The 20063-nt window shown below is 46.1% G+C and carries 19 protein-coding genes; 1 reads left to right on the forward strand and 18 read right to left on the reverse strand.

What is annotated here, in order from left to right; all coding sequences use genetic code 11:
- Positions 1 to 203 precede the first annotated feature (203 nt).
- The 6 genes from AB4Z45_RS26360 to AB4Z45_RS26385 form a co-directional block, all read right to left on the reverse strand.
- On the reverse strand, positions 204 to 1652 hold the full coding sequence (locus AB4Z45_RS26360; protein ID WP_441912543.1) for a serine hydrolase domain-containing protein: 1449 nt from the start codon (positions 1650 to 1652) through the stop codon (positions 204 to 206).
- Between the two features lie 38 nt (positions 1653 to 1690).
- On the reverse strand, positions 1691 to 2164 hold the full coding sequence (locus AB4Z45_RS26365; protein WP_441912544.1) for a GNAT family N-acetyltransferase: 474 nt from the start codon (positions 2162 to 2164) through the stop codon (positions 1691 to 1693).
- A 13-nt stretch (positions 2165 to 2177) separates the two neighbouring features.
- Positions 2178 to 2762 carry a GNAT family N-acetyltransferase gene (locus tag AB4Z45_RS26370; protein WP_441912545.1) on the reverse strand — a complete coding sequence of 195 codons (585 nt, stop codon included), beginning with the start codon at positions 2760 to 2762 and terminating at the stop codon, positions 2178 to 2180.
- 140 nt (positions 2763 to 2902) lie between these two features.
- On the reverse strand, positions 2903 to 4735 hold the full coding sequence (locus AB4Z45_RS26375) for an ABC transporter permease (protein ID WP_441912546.1): 1833 nt from the start codon (positions 4733 to 4735) through the stop codon (positions 2903 to 2905).
- Between the two features lie 9 nt (positions 4736 to 4744).
- The gene (locus AB4Z45_RS26380; protein WP_076270790.1) at positions 4745 to 5551 is read right to left on the reverse strand and encodes an ABC transporter ATP-binding protein; all 807 of its coding nucleotides are present in this window, start codon (positions 5549 to 5551) and stop codon (positions 4745 to 4747) included.
- 234 nt (positions 5552 to 5785) lie between these two features.
- Positions 5786 to 7042 carry an MFS transporter gene (locus AB4Z45_RS26385; RefSeq protein WP_441912547.1) on the reverse strand — a complete coding sequence of 419 codons (1257 nt, stop codon included), beginning with the start codon at positions 7040 to 7042 and terminating at the stop codon, positions 5786 to 5788.
- A gap of 595 nt (positions 7043 to 7637) precedes the next feature.
- On the opposite strand from AB4Z45_RS26385, the gene AB4Z45_RS26390 reads away from it, so the two are divergent.
- Positions 7638 to 8252 (forward strand): 3'-5' exonuclease, encoded by a 615-nt coding sequence (locus tag AB4Z45_RS26390; protein WP_076270792.1) that lies wholly within the window; start codon positions 7638 to 7640, stop codon positions 8250 to 8252.
- Here AB4Z45_RS26390 and AB4Z45_RS26395 read toward each other — a convergent pair.
- The 12 genes from AB4Z45_RS26395 to AB4Z45_RS26450 form a co-directional block, all read right to left on the reverse strand.
- A complete protein-coding gene (locus AB4Z45_RS26395) occupies positions 8249 to 9745 on the reverse strand; it encodes an alpha-glucosidase/alpha-galactosidase (protein WP_441912548.1) in 1497 nt (498 codons plus the stop codon). The genes AB4Z45_RS26390 and AB4Z45_RS26395 overlap by 4 nt on opposite strands.
- Positions 9746 to 9877: 132 nt before the next feature.
- Positions 9878 to 10792 (reverse strand): AraC family transcriptional regulator, encoded by a 915-nt coding sequence (locus AB4Z45_RS26400; protein WP_441912549.1) that lies wholly within the window; start codon positions 10790 to 10792, stop codon positions 9878 to 9880.
- Positions 10793 to 10824: 32 nt separating this feature from the next.
- The gene (locus AB4Z45_RS26405; protein WP_441912550.1) at positions 10825 to 11547 is read right to left on the reverse strand and encodes a nucleoside phosphorylase; all 723 of its coding nucleotides are present in this window, start codon (positions 11545 to 11547) and stop codon (positions 10825 to 10827) included.
- A gap of 4 nt (positions 11548 to 11551) precedes the next feature.
- Entirely contained in the window at positions 11552 to 12226 is a 675-nt protein-coding gene (locus AB4Z45_RS26410) for a sulfite oxidase-like oxidoreductase (protein ID WP_441912551.1), read from the reverse strand.
- Between the two features lie 61 nt (positions 12227 to 12287).
- Positions 12288 to 13211, reverse strand: a complete 924-nt coding sequence (locus tag AB4Z45_RS26415) for an ABC transporter permease (protein WP_441912552.1) — start codon at positions 13209 to 13211, stop codon at positions 12288 to 12290.
- Positions 13212 to 13213: 2 nt separating this feature from the next.
- Positions 13214 to 14263 carry an ABC transporter permease gene (locus AB4Z45_RS26420; RefSeq protein ID WP_076270798.1) on the reverse strand — a complete coding sequence of 350 codons (1050 nt, stop codon included), beginning with the start codon at positions 14261 to 14263 and terminating at the stop codon, positions 13214 to 13216.
- Entirely contained in the window at positions 14256 to 15755 is a 1500-nt protein-coding gene (locus AB4Z45_RS26425; RefSeq protein ID WP_441912553.1) for an ABC transporter ATP-binding protein, read from the reverse strand. Before AB4Z45_RS26425 ends, AB4Z45_RS26420 begins: the two co-directional genes overlap by 8 nt.
- Positions 15756 to 15871: 116 nt before the next feature.
- Positions 15872 to 16909: a BMP family lipoprotein gene (locus AB4Z45_RS26430; protein ID WP_441912554.1), complete on the reverse strand. Its 1038-nt coding sequence runs from the start codon at positions 16907 to 16909 to the stop codon at positions 15872 to 15874.
- Between the two features lie 145 nt (positions 16910 to 17054).
- Positions 17055 to 17498 carry a MarR family winged helix-turn-helix transcriptional regulator gene (locus AB4Z45_RS26435; protein WP_441912555.1) on the reverse strand — a complete coding sequence of 148 codons (444 nt, stop codon included), beginning with the start codon at positions 17496 to 17498 and terminating at the stop codon, positions 17055 to 17057.
- 196 nt (positions 17499 to 17694) lie between these two features.
- Positions 17695 to 18588: an urease accessory protein UreD gene (locus AB4Z45_RS26440; RefSeq protein ID WP_441912556.1), complete on the reverse strand. Its 894-nt coding sequence runs from the start codon at positions 18586 to 18588 to the stop codon at positions 17695 to 17697.
- Positions 18588 to 19316 (reverse strand): urease accessory protein UreG, encoded by a 729-nt coding sequence (gene ureG, locus AB4Z45_RS26445; protein ID WP_441912557.1) that lies wholly within the window; start codon positions 19314 to 19316, stop codon positions 18588 to 18590. Before ureG ends, AB4Z45_RS26440 begins: the two co-directional genes overlap by 1 nt.
- 25 nt (positions 19317 to 19341) lie before the next feature.
- Positions 19342 to 20034 (reverse strand): urease accessory protein UreF, encoded by a 693-nt coding sequence (locus AB4Z45_RS26450; protein WP_441912558.1) that lies wholly within the window; start codon positions 20032 to 20034, stop codon positions 19342 to 19344.
- Between the last annotated feature and the right edge of the window lie 29 nt (positions 20035 to 20063).

A 20063-nucleotide genomic window follows, 5' to 3' on the forward strand; every position in this document is an offset into this window, starting at 1 on the left:
CTCGTTTTTTCAAGGGGCGTCGCCACACACTTACAATCGCCTGTCAAGTTCTTTTTCCTCATTTGGGCAAAAAAAGAGCAGGCTATCTTTTTGATAACCTGCTCTTTTGCATTCTATTGAACTTACACCTTAACTTAATGACATTGGCCTCTTGGCATCCTCTCTGAATTTCTGCTAAAGCGCATAGCTATGCTGTCACAATACTAAACCTGTATACCAATTAATTCGTACGCACCAAAACCAAATGACACGTTATGAGTACATTTAAGTTCTATTTTATGATCATAAAAGCGAACGAAATAGGTTATCACATACGGGGTTTCTATGTAGATCAAAGTAAGAGATAGTTGGTTGCTGTCTATCCAACAAGCATTTGTAACCACTTCCTGATCATGTGTTTCCAAATCTTTCACAAAATGATCGATTGAATGGTTTAAGGTGCTGAAGTTAAACGGATACGTCTTCACACTCTGTTCGCCAAAAAATAACTTAAACTGAAATTCGTTCCCACTTGCTGCAAAATGAAGCTCAGTGAGTCCTTGTTTATTATCCATGAATGAAAAACGAAGATCATCTAAGCGAATAGGGCTAGGCTCACTTAATGCTGGTATTTTCAAGAGATGCTGATCTAAATCTGTTTTTTGTTCACCGTCTTCAAAGAGGATATCCGTGTCTATTTGCATGAGGATATGCTCATACACTAAATCTAGCATGGTTTGAAGCTCTTTCATGGAAGAGAAGCTCGATGTTGCCGCAATGACAACCTGATGTTTGGGCGACAAAAAACATAACTGCCCATACCCGCCATTTCCCATATAACAGCCATCACGACATAGAAAAAATTGATACCCATAACCTTGGGAAAAATCGATGCGCTCTTCGTCTCGCGATGTATCGCTTTGCATGCTGGTGGCGAGTGAAATGTATTTCTCTGAAACGATTCGCTGGCCATTAAATATGCCTTTGTTTAGCAGCATTTGCCCAAACTTAGCTATCCCTTCAGTAGGAATACTTAGTCCCATTCCACCAGCAACGACGCCAAGCGGACAGGTTTCCCAAGAAGGGGATGAAATGCCTAGAGGCATAAACAAACGAGGCATTAAATATTCGGTTAGCTTTTGACCTGTTACTCTCTCAAGGATAGCAGACAACATATAGGTAGAATGTGTACTGTAACGGTAATAGGTTCCTGGCTTATGCTCTACTTCCATTGCTAAATAGGCTTTAACCCAGTCCGTTTGCTCCGCAACGCTTCCGTAAATATTGTCATGATGGCCGGCATTCATCGATAGCAGATGGTGAATGGTCATTTCAGCCAAGTTATCCGAAATCGCATGCGGCAGCTTATCAGGGAAAAAAGAGATAACCTTGTCTCTTAAATCCAACAGGCGCTCGTCACAAGCAATGCCTATTGCGATAGATGTGAAGCTTTTGCTAAGTGAGAATAACAGCTGCGGAGTGCCTGAACGATAAGGATCACGATAAAACTTGGAAGTAGCCTTGCCGTTTTGCATCAGGATAAAGCTGTTCACCTTCAAGTTTAATTGCTTGATTTGAGTAAAAAACGCAAGCAACGACTTTGATGATAAACCATGGTTTTCTGGTCGATCCATTTCCGTAACACTTATCAAGCCTTCAACATCGTTAGTCATGAATGCAATCACCCACTCTTTTATACTCAACGAATCTACTAGCCCAACTGTTTAATAAACGTCACTCTATCGTAACCACTACTGAAATAGTCCTTTTCATATAGGCTGACCTCAAATCCGATCCGTTGATAAAACGTTATCGTGTCTTCATTCCCCGGATGCCCTAAAGTATAAAGAATAATTTCCTTCTCTTTCAGCTCGTTTACTTTATTGCAGATGGTAGAAAGCAACGCTTTGCCAACGCCCGCTCGTTGAAAATCCTTTTTCACGACTACGCCTACGATTTCATAAAGTCCTACTTCATTATTAAATAGGTATCCTGCATGACCCGTAATTTGATTGTCATCGCTATAAGCTACATAATATTGGCTTTGACCCGCTGGAGCTTTGGCGAAGTCCGCCCACCGAGGCGGATATCTTTCAATAACGAAATCTGGGAATTGCAGCGGATGCTCCGATAATATATTTATTACATCCTGCCTGTCGTTGTGCTCGAACAATCGAATATTCATATTGTTAAACCTCCTAAACAGAACGATCTTTTTTCTGCTGTTCTACAAATTCATCCTTCGTTAGACCAAATAAAATAAGATCTTTATACTCACCGTTAGTGTAAATCACTTTCCGTCGCACACCCTCTTGCTGGCAGCCCAGCTTGATCATCATGTTTGTTGAGCCTACGTTGCCTTCCAGTACATAGTCATTAAACTTATTAAGCCGTCTTTCCATAAAAGCATACTTTAATAGAATTCTCATCGCTCTAGTCCCGTATCCCTTGCCTCGGTGATCTCTATCGATCTGTATGCCAATGCTAAACGTGCCGTTTTTCTCATCGATACTATTTAGATTTACGCCTCCAATATTTTCAGCGTTTCTATTTTCAATCGCAAACATGATGCGCCTGTTATCCGTAGAGAAATCAGCATAAGTTTCAACGAAATTTTTAGCCTCGGCAATCGTAGGCGGCAGCTCAACCGTGCACTCTAATAAGCGCCGAGCTGGCGTATCAAAGCGGTTGAAGTAATGCCCTTCCCAGTCAGCATCTTGAATTGCTCGTAATCTGATCTCCTCATCCTGCCAAAAATATTGACTATAATCTATTTCTCTCATGTGATCCTCCCATAATCAATAATCGTATTAAGCGCTATTATACATAAAATTAATATTAAAAAGGAAATTATTTGTAATGTCCTATCCAAATAAAGAGCCCTCAGGTCATTCGTCCTGAGAGCTCCTTTTTTTGGTTACCTTTAATGTACAGCCTTGTCCCGCTTTGACAGCACGATGTTCTGGTACAATCGAACGGTTAATAGATAGTAAGCAGCATAGATAACCACGAACAACGCAATGGGAATCCATAAGCGATAATATGGCTCAGTTAACATAAACGAGAAGAGATTCATACCAACTAGAACATGCGTGAGCCCAACGATACCAGGAAATAAAAATACGAGGAACAGCTCGTGATAGATTGAACGCGATAACCTCTCTCTCCTTACCCCAAGCTTGCTGAGCATCTCATATCGCTGAACATCCTTCGCTGCACCCGATAATATTTTGAACATTAAGCAGCTCGCCATCATAGCAAGAAAGGCGATGCCAAGGAAAAAGCCCATAAAGACTGTACCGCTAGCGATACCTATTGCATTCTCATAGTTCTTGTACTTGCTCCATGATAGGTACTCCCCATTGGATTTCTCTGTTTCCAGCTGGTCTAGTGCCTTCCATGACATCCGATAAGCGAGGAAATCACCCGTCCTTCCGATCACAACGAACTGTTCCTTTGCTTCAAGCTTTGCGAACTCTCCTGCATCAACAAGCCTGAACTCACTTATGGGTGGCGAAATCTCCCAGATGAAACCTCTCCACTTCTGACTGGACAGCTCTTCTGTATCCGTATTATCTGCATCACTCGCAGAGCCTGCTGGAAGAGGGCCTTTGATCTGTTCTATCTCATCCCAATACTCGCGGCCCTGCCCCGAATGAACAAATGGCCGCTGGCTCTCGAGGTCCTCTTTCGCATAATAAACCATTTCGTTTTCTATTTTGTAGCGATACTTGAACTGCTCCTTGAACGGAATGGAAGCGAGTATCTTTGCTTCTTCCGCATTCGGGTTATGCACGATCGCGTCATAAACGCGGTAGCTCTCTCCCCTAATTTTCGCATCGTTCACAAAAGCCATACCTCCAGCAATTGCACCAGCTCCAAGAGCAATCAGCATCGCTACCGTTGCCAGCAGCTTCGTTAAGCCATTTATTCGGAAGCTCAGCTGGCCGAAAGTGAAGGCACGAATTCCACGTGTTTGATTCCTCTTTTTCATTCTTACTACAAGTGGCGGGAGCAGCATCATAAACAGAAGGTACGTTCCGAGCGGTGTCATGAATGTTGCGGTATACAATCCATTCTCCCGCAGCTGCTCCATAAACGTAAGGGAGAAGTAACCGAGCCCGAGAGCAATTGCTCCGACGATGCTAAGTACAATTTTCCACGGGCTGCTTCCCCATAGCCGATCTGCTTGCATATTGCCATGGACAAGATGCAATACCTTCATGCGAGAAAGCTTCAGCTGATTCCATATCGCAGACAGTCCAAATAAACAAGTAAAGAAGATGATAGTAAATAAAATGGCTGGTCCAAATACGGCATGATAACTGATAAGACTCGTCTGAAGCTGCTTAGCCATGAGATGCCCCACAAGCGTGGATAAGCCAAACCCGAGCCCAAGCCCAACCGCTAGTGAAATAATGCCGAGCGCAATCGTCTCAATAAACATTAAAGTACGTATTTTACTTTTGCTTGCCCCCAGAACGAGGTAAAGTCCGAATTCCCGCTGGCGCAGCGACAGCAAAAAGCTATTGGCATAAATAATGTAGAAAAAAGTGATCGCCGAGAGCAGTACCGAGCCTAATATATAGACGAGCCCAATTGAGTTGATAACTGCATTTGCCTCCGTAAAATCGCGGTTCCACGCCATCGTCTGGAACATATAAAAGATGGCTATCGACATGACAAGTCCAGCAAGCAGCACGATATAATCTTTGAATTTGCTTTTCATGCCGGATAAAGCTAGTTTTATAAGCATGTTCTCACCTCACTGCCTTTCCGATTCATAAGTTTCATCGGATGCAGCAGCTGCAGCTGCCGAGCCATAATCGCCGAGCACGTCCAAAATTTGCTTATAAAAGGATTCACGGCTGCCCGTGCGGTACAGCTCTTTCACAAGCTGACCATCCTGTATAAATAAAATTCTTCCGCAATAGCTTGCACTGAACGCGTCATGAGTCACCATGAGAATCGATATTCGCTGTTCCTCGTTTAGACGCTTCATCGTCTCGAGCAGACTAACCGCATTTTTCAAATCAAGCGAGCCTGTCGGCTCGTCACCCAGCAGCAATGCAGGCTCATGAACGATGGCGCGCGCCGCGGCTGTTCGCTGCCGCTGCCCTCCTGAGATCATCGCTGGATATTGTTCGGCTAGCGCTGTAATACCAAGATTGTCCATTACTTGACGCACTTTGATTCGGATCTCGCCAGCAGGGACGTCCTGCAAGGACAAGGGAAGTGCGATATTCTCATAAACTGTCAGATTGTCGAGCAGATTAAAATCTTGAAAAATAAACCCAAGCCGCTGCGCCCGGAAATCCGAAAGCTCACGGGCTTTCATTCGTGTAATATCTGTTCCAGCAATTGAAATCGTACCCTCTGTTGGATTATCCAGCGTCGAGATTACGTTGAGCAGTGTGGTTTTGCCCGAACCGGAAGCTCCCATAATGCCGATGAACTCTCCTTCTTGCATCGTGAACGAAATATTGTTCAGCGCATAAACCTGATTCGCCTTATTGCTTCCGTATATTTTGGATATTTGTCTTATATCAATAACGGGATTTTTTGTTGTCATAGCTTAGTGACATCTCCTTCTGCCTTGGTACCTGTACGATACCCTGCACTCTACTTAGTATAAGGAAGACGCCTAAAGCGAGCTTAATGTAACCGTTAAGATTTCATAAAGATTATCTTAATACTTTTTTACGATTTAACAGACAGCTCCTAAACTTCACGGCAAAAAGCCCCAACCATGTCATACCACGGTCGAGGCTCTTCTTTCAAGATAATTAATATTACCTGCTTTTTGTTAATTTTGCTCCGAGTTTTGCTTCTCCTTAATGAGCCATACCGATATGTATTGCAATACCGCCATGGCAAACAGCACAATTGGCATCCATACAGATTGCAGATCTTTAGCAAGTATAATGAGCAAGCAAATGGAAAGCACCCTTCCCGCATTTAGAAAAAGCTCCCTCATGACAACGGATTCTATTCGCAGCTGCCCTTTAAGAGGCAATGTCCCGATTAAGCGATAATAATAGGAAGTAAGCGTATTGACGGCAAGCGGATTGCATATCGAGAACAAAATCATAAATAAGGCAACCGACCAAAATTCCACTTGAATGAGCAGCAGCGATGAACCGATGGCTACTCCAGTTGTAGACAGGAGCACATATTTGCGTACTTGCTCCTTCTGTGCTTTTCTTGAAATCACATAACCCGTCGCTACCGTAAGCGAGGAGAAGAAAACACCTAAGTAGCCTACCCAATCCTCACGCCCAACCGTCTGATACAGCATAATATTTGGCAGGAAGAGCATAATTCCCTGAAATAGACCTAATACAAAAAAGCTGTACAATGCCTTCAGCCAGCGACGATTCTTATGCATCACCAGCCCCATGAATTTTAAATAATAGGCTTTGTGATGTGATTTGATCATCGGAATGCGGAAGCTGACGATCGCTGCGATAAGGAACATAATGAAGGCAAGCGTGAAAATAATGATGTAACCCTGCAGCCCCTCGCTTCGCTGAATAATGAACCCCGCAAGCGCCGGCCCAGCGAGTCCGGATGCATTAAAGAAAATCATATTGATTGCAAGAAAACGTATGCGATTCGCTTCCGTTGAGACATCATATTGAATAACTAAATAACCAGTCCAGTAAAGCCCCGCGGCGATCCCATTAAAAATAGCAAACCATATGTAATACTGAGCCACATGCTCTTGTGCAATGACGACCATCAAATAGAAGATGGCAATCATGACGATACCCAGTCGATAAGTGACCATACGATCATGCCGCTTCGCAATCCAGCCACCTAATGCAAAGGCCGGAGGCGTTACGATGAAAACGATGATGTTATAAATTCCGTTTACTGTCAAATCCTGCGTTAACCGCCACAAATATAAATTGAGAAACAAACCCGACATCGATGCGCCAAACTGAAAGCAGCAATGAATGATTAAAGCCGTTATCGCTTCCTTGCTAAGTCTGCTCTCTGGCGGAAGCGGCGTACCTTTCATTACATTCCATTTACTCCAAAATCTCGACCCCGTCCGCATTTGCAGCATCCCCCGTTGCTTCTCAACTGAAAAGCGCTTTCTTTTCTATTTAGTTTATCACATGGCTATCATATACCCTCGACTCAATAAAGCGCTCACTCCTTCAAAATAGCCGTTATTCTTCCATATGGAGCAATCAAGTAACCGTATTCATTGTTTATATCCTTTGTTCGCATGATTAGACTTGCCGATCCGACTTGAAAATAGTAGACATAGCGATTAAACAGATCTAATTTGGTTAATTTTTACATGTGCTTCAAAAGCATGCTAATCGTACCTAATCGAGAATAGCCTCACCCCTCAAATCACAAAATACAACCATTACATTAAGAAGGGGGTGAACCGATCATGGCGAAGCAGCAAGGTCATGCAACCAAAAATACAACGACAAAAACTTCCGACAAAAAAGGCAATGCATCCGGCAATAACCACTAGTCCGCAAAACGAATTTATCAAAGCAAAAACGACCCATTACCGGCTTACTAAGCTCTGGTAATGGGTCGTTTTATGTTCACAATGAAGGTTATTTATCTTTTTTGTCGAATTATTTCATATACGATTGCAACTTATAACTAGAAAAAGTGGTGAACCAACTATGACTAATCATTCTTATACGGTAATCGATTTTGAAACGAGCGGCCTTGATCCGAAGAAGGATCGTGTAATTGAGATGGCTGCGATTCGCTGCGTGAACGGTGAAATAGCGAGTGAATTCAGTACTCTCGTACGTTACGATGGCAAGCTGTCTGCCAAAATAACAGAGCTGACAGGCATCACGGATGAGATGACCTCCTACGGCATGGACGAGGACACCGCATTCCGTATTTTGAACCGAATGATAGGCGATAACGTTTTGATTGCTCATAATGCTGCCTTCGACCTTGGTTTCCTGCACCATTCCTTGCTTCGCATTGCGGGCAGATCATTTTCGAACAGCTTCATCGATACGCTCACGATTAGCCGCGCGCGGCATGTTTATCCGCATACACTGAAAGACATGTCCGATCGTTATGGCATTCCGCTCATTGGCGGTCATCGTGCACTTAATGATGTTATCGCTTGTTGGGAAATTTTCCGCAAGATGGATGAAGAGCAATCGGTAGAGAGCTACCTCAATACACTAGGCTACCTCAAGAAATTTGGACCGCCTGCTTGGACGCCGCCAGGGACTAGACTTGAAGCTATGGAGCTGAAATACGCTCCGCGTTAAACCCGCTCCTTGCCCTTATCCGATTCGCCTGCATTTTTATTAGCGGCATCTCGGTCCTGCTGCATTTCCTCAACCGTCTTTACCTTCAAACGCGCTGCGCCTTTATAATCACGCGTAGGAAGCAAAGGTCCTTCCTCTAGGCGTTTCTTGGCTGCCGCGATCGAATCTGTATACTGCGGCAGCCACTGCTCCTGCGCCACAAGCATCTCATCGACCATCTGCCAAATTTCCTTCGGATTGCAAACTGCGCCAACTAGCGGGTCCATCATAAAAGCCTGTCTGAGCAGGTTAATGTCGCCATTTATGGCTGCCTCTACAGCAAGACGCTGCACAGAGATGCTTACATTGCACACCGCAGCGGCACCAAGCGGCAGATCCCCCACGATTGGCATTGAGATGCCGTTGCGATCAACATAACCTGGCGCTTCAATGATGGCATCGTTAGGCAGGTTAGCTATGACCCCTTTGTTTTCCACATTAAAGTGACCTCGGTAGATTCGTCCTGTTTCGAGTCCTTCAATGATGTATGAACCGTGCTCATGACTGCGCAGTTCCGACTTGAATTCATTTGCAGGGTCCTTCATCCAGTTTGGAAAATCTGTCTCGAACCAATTGCGTCCCTCCGTGCATACACGAAGATACCCGCCCGTTTCTCCGTTAATCCATGAGCTCAAATCAATCCAATCGTTAATTTCTTCAGGCCGCTTCCGATACCAAGGGACGTACTCGCTCAAATGTCCGTTAGACTCTGTACTGTAATACCCGAAGCGGCGCAGCATATCAATGCGTACCTTCTCCGTACGGCTGAAATCTGGATGTTTCTCAAATGCTTCGAGCAGCTTGCCGGTTAGATCCTCACCGTTATGCTTAATTTGGATGTACCAGGTTTGATGGTTGATACCTGCGCAAATAATGTCTACTTCCTCTTGCTTCAGTCCAAAAGCTTCGGCTATTTGCCAGTGTCCGCCTTGCACACCATGGCATAGACCAATCGTCCGGACACCGCCATACTTGTTGCATGCCCAAGTCATCATCGCCATCGGGTTAGCATAGTTGAGCAGAAGCACATCCTTTGCAGCAACCTCGCGGATATCTCGGCAAATGTTCATCATCTCAGCGATGCCCCGCTGTCCATACATAATGCCGCCAGCACAGAGCGTATCGCCAACGCATTGGTCAACGCCGTATTTGAGCGGAATATCAACATCGGTTGCGAAAGCCTCAAGTCCACCGACACGAATAGTGCAAATGACGTATTTCGCTTCCTTCAAGGCTTCGCGCCGATCTGTTGTTGATTGAATGGAAATCGACAGGCCGTTCTCATGAATATCACGCTGACAAAGCGCAGTCACCATCTCCAGGTTATGTGCATTAATATCTGTAAATGCGACTTCAATGTTTTGAAACTCCTGTACGGCGAGCAAATCCCGCAGCAGTCCACGCGTGAATCCAATCGAGCCTGCGCCTATAAATGCAATTTTAAAAGTAGACATGCCAATCAGCCTCCGATTATCGTCTAAATAGAGTTTGTTTAATCTCCTCTACATTTTAGCAACGATAAAACGGAAGCGTTATCAATATTGTGACCAACTGCCATTCATAGTGTCAGAAATCGTCACTTTGGATTAATCATTGCGCTGCCAGCGGAAGTCCAATGTTTGCGTATCGACCGAGTGACGGTAAGCAATTGGCGTCTGCTTCGTATATTTTTTGAACATCGCATGAAAGTATTGCCTGCTCCCCACACCAACATAATCACAAATATCCGCTATTGCAATATCCGTCTCACGGAGCAGCATTTTTGCTTTCTCCATTCGCAGCTCCGTTAAATAACCTGTTAGCGTTTGGCCTATCTGCGCGCGAAATACGCGGTGCAAATAACCTGGATGCAAGCTTACAGCTGCAGCAATATCCTTTACTTGAATATCTCTATCATAGTTATGATGCATATATTCAATCGATTGCTTCACATAAGCTTCAATCGGATTAGCCCCTTTTACGCCAGCTTCCTTATGAAGCCGCGCTATCGCCAAGATCAGTTGAGCAAACAACAGCTCTGCCTTCATATTGACGCTCCTGCCTCGGCTGTCCAGCTCAAGCACTAGGCTCTTTAGCACCTGATACACTTCATTCGGATCACGCAAAAACAAATAAGAGGACGGCTCTGTGATCAATCTGTCCACAAATTCGTCCTCCAACGCTAGCTGCCGTATAGAGGGAAACGCCGATGGGCGTTCCCTAAAATCAAATTCAACATTTAGCATCCGGCAGGGCCCGCGCTCGTCCACGGTAAGTCGGTGCGGAACATTCGCATCAAGAATAATGAAATCACCCTTCTTGAGCGTCATTTCACATGCTTGACTCGTTGCCTCTGCCTCCAGCTCTATTCCGCAAGCTCCGGAAATGACATACATAATTTCGATTGCATCATGCGTGTGGAAGGCCATCTCGTAATCAAACCATTGCTTAAAATAATAAGCAAACACATGCGGATAAAAATCTCCATTCAGCCATTCTCGCTTAAACAACGTCCCACTCACGTGAAGCCCCCCTTACTTAAAGACAAGTATGGTTACGCGGATGCAAGCTTAACGACGGCAAGAAGCGCCGTTTCAATCTCACGCTCGATTGCTTTCGCTACAACATCTGTATGCGGATCATATTCGCCCGCCAAATCAGAATCTGCGTAACCGTCCAGTGCGAGAATCGCTCCCGCGCGTGCACCGCGCATTGTTGCGATAACGAACAAAGCAGCAATTTCCATTTCAACAGCTAGTGCGCCTGCTTGTTTGTACTGGCGATGCGGAATATCTACAACTCCTGAGAAAAAGACATCAAGCGTTACCGTTATGCCTTTCTTAACAATGCCTTCGCTCTCAAGCGCAGACGCATACAACGCTTCAGTAACCGCGCTGTCTGCAACAGCCGGGAATCCTGCCGGCACCAGCTGATGCGTAAGCCCTTCCGCTCTAACGGCCGCTGTGCTGACGATGAGGCTTCCTGCAGGGTGATCTGCTGAATAAGATCCTGCTGTACCGACACGAATAAGTGTCTTAACGCCTCCGCGGATAAGCTCCTCGAAGCATACCGCTGCTCCTGGCGAACCTACGCCGTGGCTTACCACGGCTAGCCTTACTCCTTGATATTCACCAACAAATGTCCGATATTCGCGAGCGAATGCAAGCTCTTTTACATTGTCGAGCTTCTGTGAAATCGTCTCCGCGCGGCGTGGATCACCGCATACGATAGCGTAATCCGGCAAATCTTCTGGGTTAACTTGTAGTATAGGCAGCATCTGATTAATCAAACTCCTTCGTTATCCATTCGTCTTCCGGCATCGAATTTTCTTCGCTCGTGAAGCGTTGTTCTTTAAATGGATCGGCATAGTTGTGGAAGCCGTTGCGCTCCCAGAAGCCTTCGCGATCCTCTTTCATAAACTCGATGCCTCTAATCCATTTTGCGCTTTTCCAAAAATACAAATGAGGTACGAGCATCCGCATCGGCCAGCCATGCTTGTCAGTCAGCGGCTCACCGTCAAATCGATGCGCAAGCAGCACATTGTCGTGCAATAAATCCTCAAGCGGCACATTCGTGTCATAGTCCTCATCCGCATGAAACATAACATATTTGGCATCTGGCTTAACGCCCAGCAAAGGCAGCAAGTCCTTGAACTTAATGCCTTCCCATTCTGTGTCCAGCTTCGACCAGCGCGTTACACAATGAATGTCGCACTTCGTTTGGGTTTGAGGCATAGCAAGCAGCTCTTCGAAGCTGAACGTACGCTCCTCCTCTACCTCGCCGAATACTCGCAGCGACCAGGTGTTGATGTCATAGGAAGGAACCTCTCCCTCATGCAAAATCGGAAATCGCTCGGTCATCGTTTGACCAGGCGGAATCCGATGAGCGATCTCAGGAGCAAGCACCGTCTGTTTAATGCTATTCACTTTTTTGAGACGTTCTGCTTTTTTATGCATCTCGTATACCTCCAAATTCCATTCCTTGCTGATTCATTTCAAGCTATAAAGCATCTCTGCTCTACCTGGAGCTCTCATTCGACTTGCGAGCTTCCTGCATATAACCTTTATCTTTAAAGAACAACATAGCGAGAATCGTAACGATATAAGGCAGCATCATCGTAAAATGAGTTGGCAGCGCGAAGCCCTGCAGCCTGATGCTGAGTGCATCCATAAATCCGAACAGCAAGCTTGATGCCGCAACACCGATTGGATTGGATTGGCCTAACATCGTTGCAACGAGCGCAATGAAACCTCTACCGGAAGTCATTCCCTCTGTAAACATAGTAACATTGCCGAGCGACAGCTGCGCGCCTGCTAACCCGCACAGAGCGCCGCAGAGCAGCACTGCTCCATATTGAATGCGAGTTACCTTGATGCCTAAGCTTTTGGCTGCTGTTGGATTCTCTCCAGCTGCCAGCAAGCGAAAGCCCGTAACCGTTTTGAACAAAAACAGTTGCAGCACAATAACGAGAATGATGGACAAGTATACCAGCGGGGAATGCCCGGATAAAACTTCTCCGAACCATGGAATATCCTTTAACAATGGAATATCCCATTTAGGCAGCCCAATCATATCCTTATTGTAGTATGCGCCTTTCACATCAAAGATCGCACGCAGTGAGAATGTCGTCAGTCCAAGCGCCAGAAAGTTAAGCGCAATACCAACAACGATAACATTCGCTTTCAGATGAATACTCATAAAACCGAAGAGTACTGAAAATAAAACTGAACATACTACCGCAAACAATACGGCTGCGAACACATTTCCTGTGAAGTGGTTGCCTACAATCCCAGAAAATGCACCGATCAATACTAAACCTTCAAGGCCTACATTAAACAAACCAACACGCGCGCATATTGCGCCGCCGAGTGCCGCAAGCAGAATTGGTGTAACCATACGAAGCGTCGAGGCATACAGCGAGACATCTAATAAAAAATCCATACTTATGACCTCGCCTTCCTGCGTTTAATGAACGAATATGTGAACTTAGCAGAAACGAACAAAATGAGCACCGCTTGAATAATGCTGGATACCTCCAGCGGAACATCTGTATTCCGCTCCATGCCCATACCGCCGGTCTGCAGTGCAGCAAGCAAAATCGCTGCTACAGCCGTTCCGAGCGGATGCGATCCGGCAAGCAATGTGGCCATAATACCCGACCATGCGTAACCTGGCGAAGTCAAAGCGCCATCCAAATAGCGGTACTGCGTGCCGAGCACTTCAACGGAGCCAGCTAGTCCAGCAAAACCTCCGCTGACGAACATGCTGATAAGCATCATTTTTCCACGCTGCACGCCGCCATAGCTTGCAAACAACGGATTGCCGCCAAGCATTCTAATTTCATAACCCTTAACAGTATAGCGCATGAACAAGAACAGCAATATTGCTCCGACTACAGCAATAATAAATCCGCCATGAAGGCTCATTCCTTTAAACAGCTTCGGCAGCCATACGCTTTGATCAAGCATAACCGTCTGCGCCATTGCAGCAGAACCTGTACGATCCTTGAGCGGATACGATACAATATACCCTGCAAACAACGTTGCAATATAATTGAGCAATAATGTGGTAATGAGCAGATTCATTCGAAATCTAGCATCGAGCCAGCCTGCGAAAGCCGACCATATTCCCCCGGAAATAATTCCAGCTATAATAGCAGCTACGAGCTTAAACCAACCTGGCCCTGGCAAATAGATTGCCGTTACCGCTGCGCTTAGAGCGCCTAATACCATTTGGCCTTCTGAGCCCATATTAAAAAATCCAGCACGGAATGCCAGTGCCACCCCTAGGCCAATAAGGATAATAGGCGTAGCTCTACTGAGCGTATTCGTAAAAAAATAAAAGCTGCCGAAGGCGCCCTTCCACATTTCCGCGTATGTCTCCATTACGGAGCCTCCGACGATCACAATGGCAATCGCACCCGCTGCTAAACCAATGATAACAGCCAAAAGCGGCTGTAACAGCGAACGTCCGAATTGTACCAGCTTATCCAACCGCTTTTCCTCCCGCCATTAACAAACTAATTTGCTCTTCTGTAGCTTTGTCAGCATCCAGTTCCCCTACGATCTTACCTTCATACATGACCAACACACGGTCAGATAGCTTCAAAATTTCAGTCAGCTCTGATGAAACAAGCAATATTGCTCCGCCTTCATCCCGCTTCTTTAGAAGCTCGCCATGTATAATTTCCATAGCGCCGACATCAACGCCGCGCGTTGGCTCCGCAGCGATAAGAAACGGCGTCTTCTGCGCAAGTTCCCGTGCAACGATAAGCTTCTGTAGGTTTCCGCCGGATAAATACTGAGCTTTTGTAGATAAAGAGCCCGTTTTTATCCCAAAGCGTGTCACCCACTCGCCTACCATCTGACGAATGCTTGTCCCATTCAATACACCAAGCTTTTGATGCTTGTCAGCATGTCCCATCAAGCCATTCTCGGTAACGGTCGCATCCTTCGCAACGCCCCACTGGTAACGGTCCTCAGGAATATGAGCAAGCCCGCTTTCACGAATATCGCCAACTGGCGCACCGGTCATATCTTTACCCAGCAGCTTGATTGTGCCGGCTCCGGGTTTCATTAAACCGGATATCGTCTGCAATAGCTCGGATTGACCATTGCCAGAAATACCCGCGATTCCCACAATTTCGCCACCGTTAACATGAAGGCTAATATCGCTAAGCAGCGGCTTCGCTTTGACACCTGGAATAGATACATTCGATACCTCAAGAACAGGCTTGCCTCTGCTCACCTTATTCCGTGATATATGTACTAAATCCCGGCCTACCATAAGCCGTGACAAATGTTCCGCATTCGTGCCTTTCGCTTCGACTGCTCCCGTAACCTTGCCATCTCGAAGGACGGTAACACGGTCAGCAACTTCCATAATTTCTTGCAGCTTATGACTAATAAGAATAAAGCTTTTGCCCTGCGCCGCTAATCCTTTAATTGCAATGAGCAGCTCTTTCACTTCGAGCGGCGTCAAGACGCCAGTTGGCTCATCCAAAATAATAACTTCTGCGCCCTGATAGAGCACCTTCAATATTTCAACGCGCTGCTGCATGCCGAGCGAGCAATCTGCAACTTTCTTCCATGGGTCTACCGGCATGCCATAAAGCTTGCCGATTCTTTCCACCTCTGTGGCAGCTGCCTTGCGGTCAAAGCCTACCCCTTTGGAGGGCTCGCGCCCAATGACGATATTTTCGGCTATCGTAAACGTCGGGAATAACATGAAATGCTGATGAACCATTCCAATCTTATGCTTAATCGCATCAGCAGGGTTCCCGAACGAAACCGGCTTTCCGTCAATGCGAATTTCACCGCTAGTCGGACTTTCCATCCCGTACAGAATACGCATTAACGTCGTTTTCCCTGCACCGTTTTCACCTACTAAGGCATGAATTTCTCCTTTTTGCAGCGAAAACTGAACATTGCTATTTGCGGTTACGCTCCCATATGACTTCGTAATGCTGTCCATTTGCAGCAACATACAAAAGCTCTCCCCTTTCAATCCCGATATAAACAAAAAAACCGCTCCCTCGATTACAGAGGAAGCTTCTAGGCAACAAGCAAACCGGCTGCATGGGTAGCAGCCGGCGTGTTGTTCTATTGAGCTAGCGGATTAACTACTACGATTTTACCAGATTTAATGTCTTCTGCGATAGCTTTTACTTTATCGACATTTTCTTGGCCGATAAACGGGCTAAGCGTCGATTTGCTGTCTCTTGTTACGAAAGTCAAGCCTACGCCGTCTTCTTTCAAGCCGTAGTCTGCAACGCCGAATGCAAAGCTGCCTTCAACGAAGCTTTTCACTGTTTCGTAAGCAACTGCATCCGTACCTTTCAATTGTGAAAGCACGATATGCTCTGGATCTTCATCCGTACGGTCTGTATCTTGACCTGAAGTGAAGAAGCCTTTTTCTTTCGCTGCATCAAACACACCATTGTCGCCAACTGCTGCCATACCTGCGATAAAGTCAGCGCCTTTGGACTGTTGAAGAAGCGCAAGCTCTTTACCTTTAACTGGATCTGTAAAGCTGCCTACATAGTTGATAAGGAATTGTGCATCTGGGTTTGTGCTCTTCAGGCCTTGTTCAAAGCCTGATGTATATTTGCTAAGAAGTGGTGCATCCATTGCAACGACTGCACCCACAATATTTGTTTTAGTTGCAAGACCTGCAAGTGCTCCCATCAAGTAAGAAGCTTCATGCTCGCGGAAGTTAACGCTGCGAACGTTTGGAAGATCAACTACAGTATCGATAATTGCAAAAGACTTGTCCGGATTTTCAGCAGCCACCTTCTTAAGTGCATCTTCTGCTTGGAATGTTGCTGTAATAATCAAGTCGTAATCTTCTGCTACAGTTGCACGAAGATTTTGTTCAAAACCCGCTGGGTCAGTGGACTCAATTGTTTTCACTTCAGCGCCGAATTCGGAGCCTGCTTTTTTGAAGCCTTCATCCATCAATACAAAAAACTTGTTAACGCCAATTTTTTCGGGCAATACAAGAGCGATTTTTTTCTTGTCCGCTTTGTCGCCTGCACCGTTATTCGCTGCGTTTCCTGGTTCATTTTTGTTGGATCCGCAAGCTGCAACAATCGCAACCATTAGAAACAACGATACCGCCAAAGCAAAAACCTTTTTCATCGTAATCTCCCCTAAACAATTGAATGTATTAATTCCTTTTAATCCTAGTTGTTTTATCGGATTTTGTCAATCTTTTTCGATTCGACAAATTTCTAGTTTATTCTACACTAAATTCATCCACAATAATAATGAAATATGAAATTAGTCACGAATTTGTAACATCCGTCTCCATATTATGACTCATTTGCTCAAACATCCGCACACCTTGCTCCATATCAGCGATCGACATGCCATCGAACAGCTTAAGCATAAGCTTTGAGCGTATCGTCTCAATTAATTGAATGATTTCCATACCCTCATCTGTAATTTCGAGCATCACGACACGCCGATCCTTCTCGCCTCGTTCGCGCTTGACATACCCGAGCTCTATCAAACGATCAGCAATTCCAGTAACTCCACCACTAGTGATAAGCAGCTGCTCAGCCAAAGCTGATGCTTTCTGTGGCCCCGATTTCCCTAAAATAATTAACATTTTCCCATGGGTCATGCCTAAGCCATGCACATTATAGGTGTGCCATTCGGTGTTTATTTGTCTTCTCACTTGACGAAATGATTCGTCCAGCCGCCTCATTAACTCTTGTCTCTCCATATCTGAAGCTTCCAATTGATCACCAACCTATCTACTTTCTTTAGTCCATCCTGTTGTTCATATTATACCTTCCCTTTCTTTGTTTAACTAACGTTCTGCACGAAATAAATATGAAACCTTTTTGATTTAGCACAAAAAGACCAACCGAAGGTTGCAGGTTGACCTTTTTGTCTGAAAAAATATAAAACTGCTTAATTTATCCTTGCAAAAATCGCAGCGGCGGCTTGCCAAGCAGTCCCATTCGCGCAGTCTGCCACAGCTCTTGCATTAATTGCTGCAGCGGCCATGCTGCCGTTGAGGCTGCGGACACCGCAACACCGTATCGATAGGTCATAGACGCCCCGCCAATTACTTTATGAGCCTCGGGAGCTTCGAAGCTGTCCAGTTTCTCCTGAAGCTGCTCCAGATGGCTTCTGTTGACACGATCACTGAACATATAAAAGGTTGCCCAGTGCGTCATCTCGTCCCAGCTGCCAGGCGCAGTTATAACTTGACTGCCTGGCACTACTCGCTGACGCTGCGAGAAGATAAGCTCTTCACCATAATGAACGGTTAATGAATTGCTGTATGAGCGATAGTCGAAGCGTTCGCCGCGAAGCGTGCGGCCTGGACAAAGGACGTCGGCTTGCAGCCAAGCGGACCCTTTTTGCAGTCGAACCTGAGTATCGTTTCGAAAGGCCGCTTCCTTATATAGCATAATGGGCTCCGGCATATGCTCGACGACTGCATCTGTCTCTAGTTCGAACAATTGCTGTATCGAAGAGTCACTGTTAGGTAAACTAGGATGCACCTTCGTATACGATTGATTCGTAATCATGACATGAGAATGCTGCTCGGCTGTCCATTCCAGCTCATACCGGTCACCGCTAAGCAGGCCAGGTGAAACATCCATTACGATTACGCCCAGCTGACCAGCCAGTGGAAAAGCTTTGGCAATCTTTATCGGAGCAGTATGATATTTATTGCCGATTAACGTTTGACCGAGGCGGCTGGCAAACGTTGCACGCAGTACGGATGTCCTGACCTCTCCCACTGCATTATCCTCGTGCCGAATGGCTGCAGCCTCTGCACTGCTTTGCTCACGCCTCATTAGGAAGCTGTGTGCCGCTTGTCATCAGGTATGCTCGTAAGCTGAATCACATGCGAGTGTTCCGTTCCGCGCGCATGTGCTACCTCATGTGTAAGCCAATTCACAATCTCATCCACGCCATCGCCGCCAAACAAATTAGAGAAAACGAAAGGTCGCTCCCCGCGCATCTTAATTGTGTCAGCTTCCATAACTGCGAGACTCGCTCCTACATACGGCGCAAGATCGATTTTGTTAATGACAAGCAGGTCCGAGCGCATAATACCAGGTCCGCCTTTGCGTGGAATCTTCTCGCCTTGGGCGACATCGATAATATAAATAAAACGATCGACAAGCTCAGGACTGAACGCCGCAGCAAGATTATCTCCGCCGCTCTCAATGAAAATAAGATCCAGATGGTCAAAGCGCCGCTCCAGCTCCTCGATCGCTTCAAAATTCATCGATGCATCCTCTCGAATGGCTGTATGCGGGCACCCGCCAGTTTCAACACCGATAATACGTTCTTCCGGCAGCACACCCGTATTGAACAAAATACGAGCATCCTCCTTCGTGTAAATATCGTTCGTAATGACAGCGAGGCTGTATTTGGTATGAAGCTCACGCGTTAATCGTTCTACAAGCGCTGTTTTTCCTGAACCTACTGGTCCCCCGATACCGATTCGGATCGGCCTTGAGCTGTCTATTGCCGGGCTTTCCCATTCCTGATGCGTATGTCCTTGTCCTTGGCACATTTTTCATTCCTCCATTAATTTATAATTAAGACATAAATAATCGCGAATATAACCTCTCGTGGCGCATCATCGCCATCTCCGCCATCGGCATATTAGAATAGGCTTGTTCCGGCTCCATCGCACGCACGATTTTCAAGGCGTCTGCTGTTAGCGGTATAAGCCTTGCGAGCAACGATTGACCCTCCGTCTGTCCCATCGACATCAGCCGCAGAGCGCTGTTGACGCAAGTTACGATGCAAGTATACAAATAGCCTTGGATCGCTTTCTCCTCCGATATGCCAAGCACCCAGCAGGCATAGCCGTGCGAGAGAGGATGGGAAGCAAAACAATTCCCTGCCTTCATTGCTTCCAGTAAAGGCGACCAATCCAGCTGCGGATGTATAGCTGCTGCAAGCTGAAGCAGCCGACGCCCCATTTTCTCTACGCCGCTGCGTGTTTCTGATGCGACCCTTTGCAAATGAACAATCCGCTCAATCGCCCACACCTTCTCCCAATTCCCTTTTGGCGCATCCCTATATACGGCCTTGATCACCATCGCATCCGAGCTTGCCCAGCTTTGCAAAAGCATGGCTGAGGCATAATCATAGAGCTGAGCTGAACGATTCATACGGCCATCTTGAACCATGGTCTCAAGACCGAACGAATGCGAGAAGCCGCCGATCGGCAGTGCTGAATCGAGCAGCTGCTGCATAGCCAGCCATTTCATATCATCATTCAATTTTTCGCTCGCCCTCCTGTCCTCCATGG

The sequence above is a fragment of the Paenibacillus sp. MCAF9 genome, from assembly GCF_052114265.1.
Taxonomy (GTDB): domain Bacteria; phylum Bacillota; class Bacilli; order Paenibacillales; family Paenibacillaceae; genus Pristimantibacillus.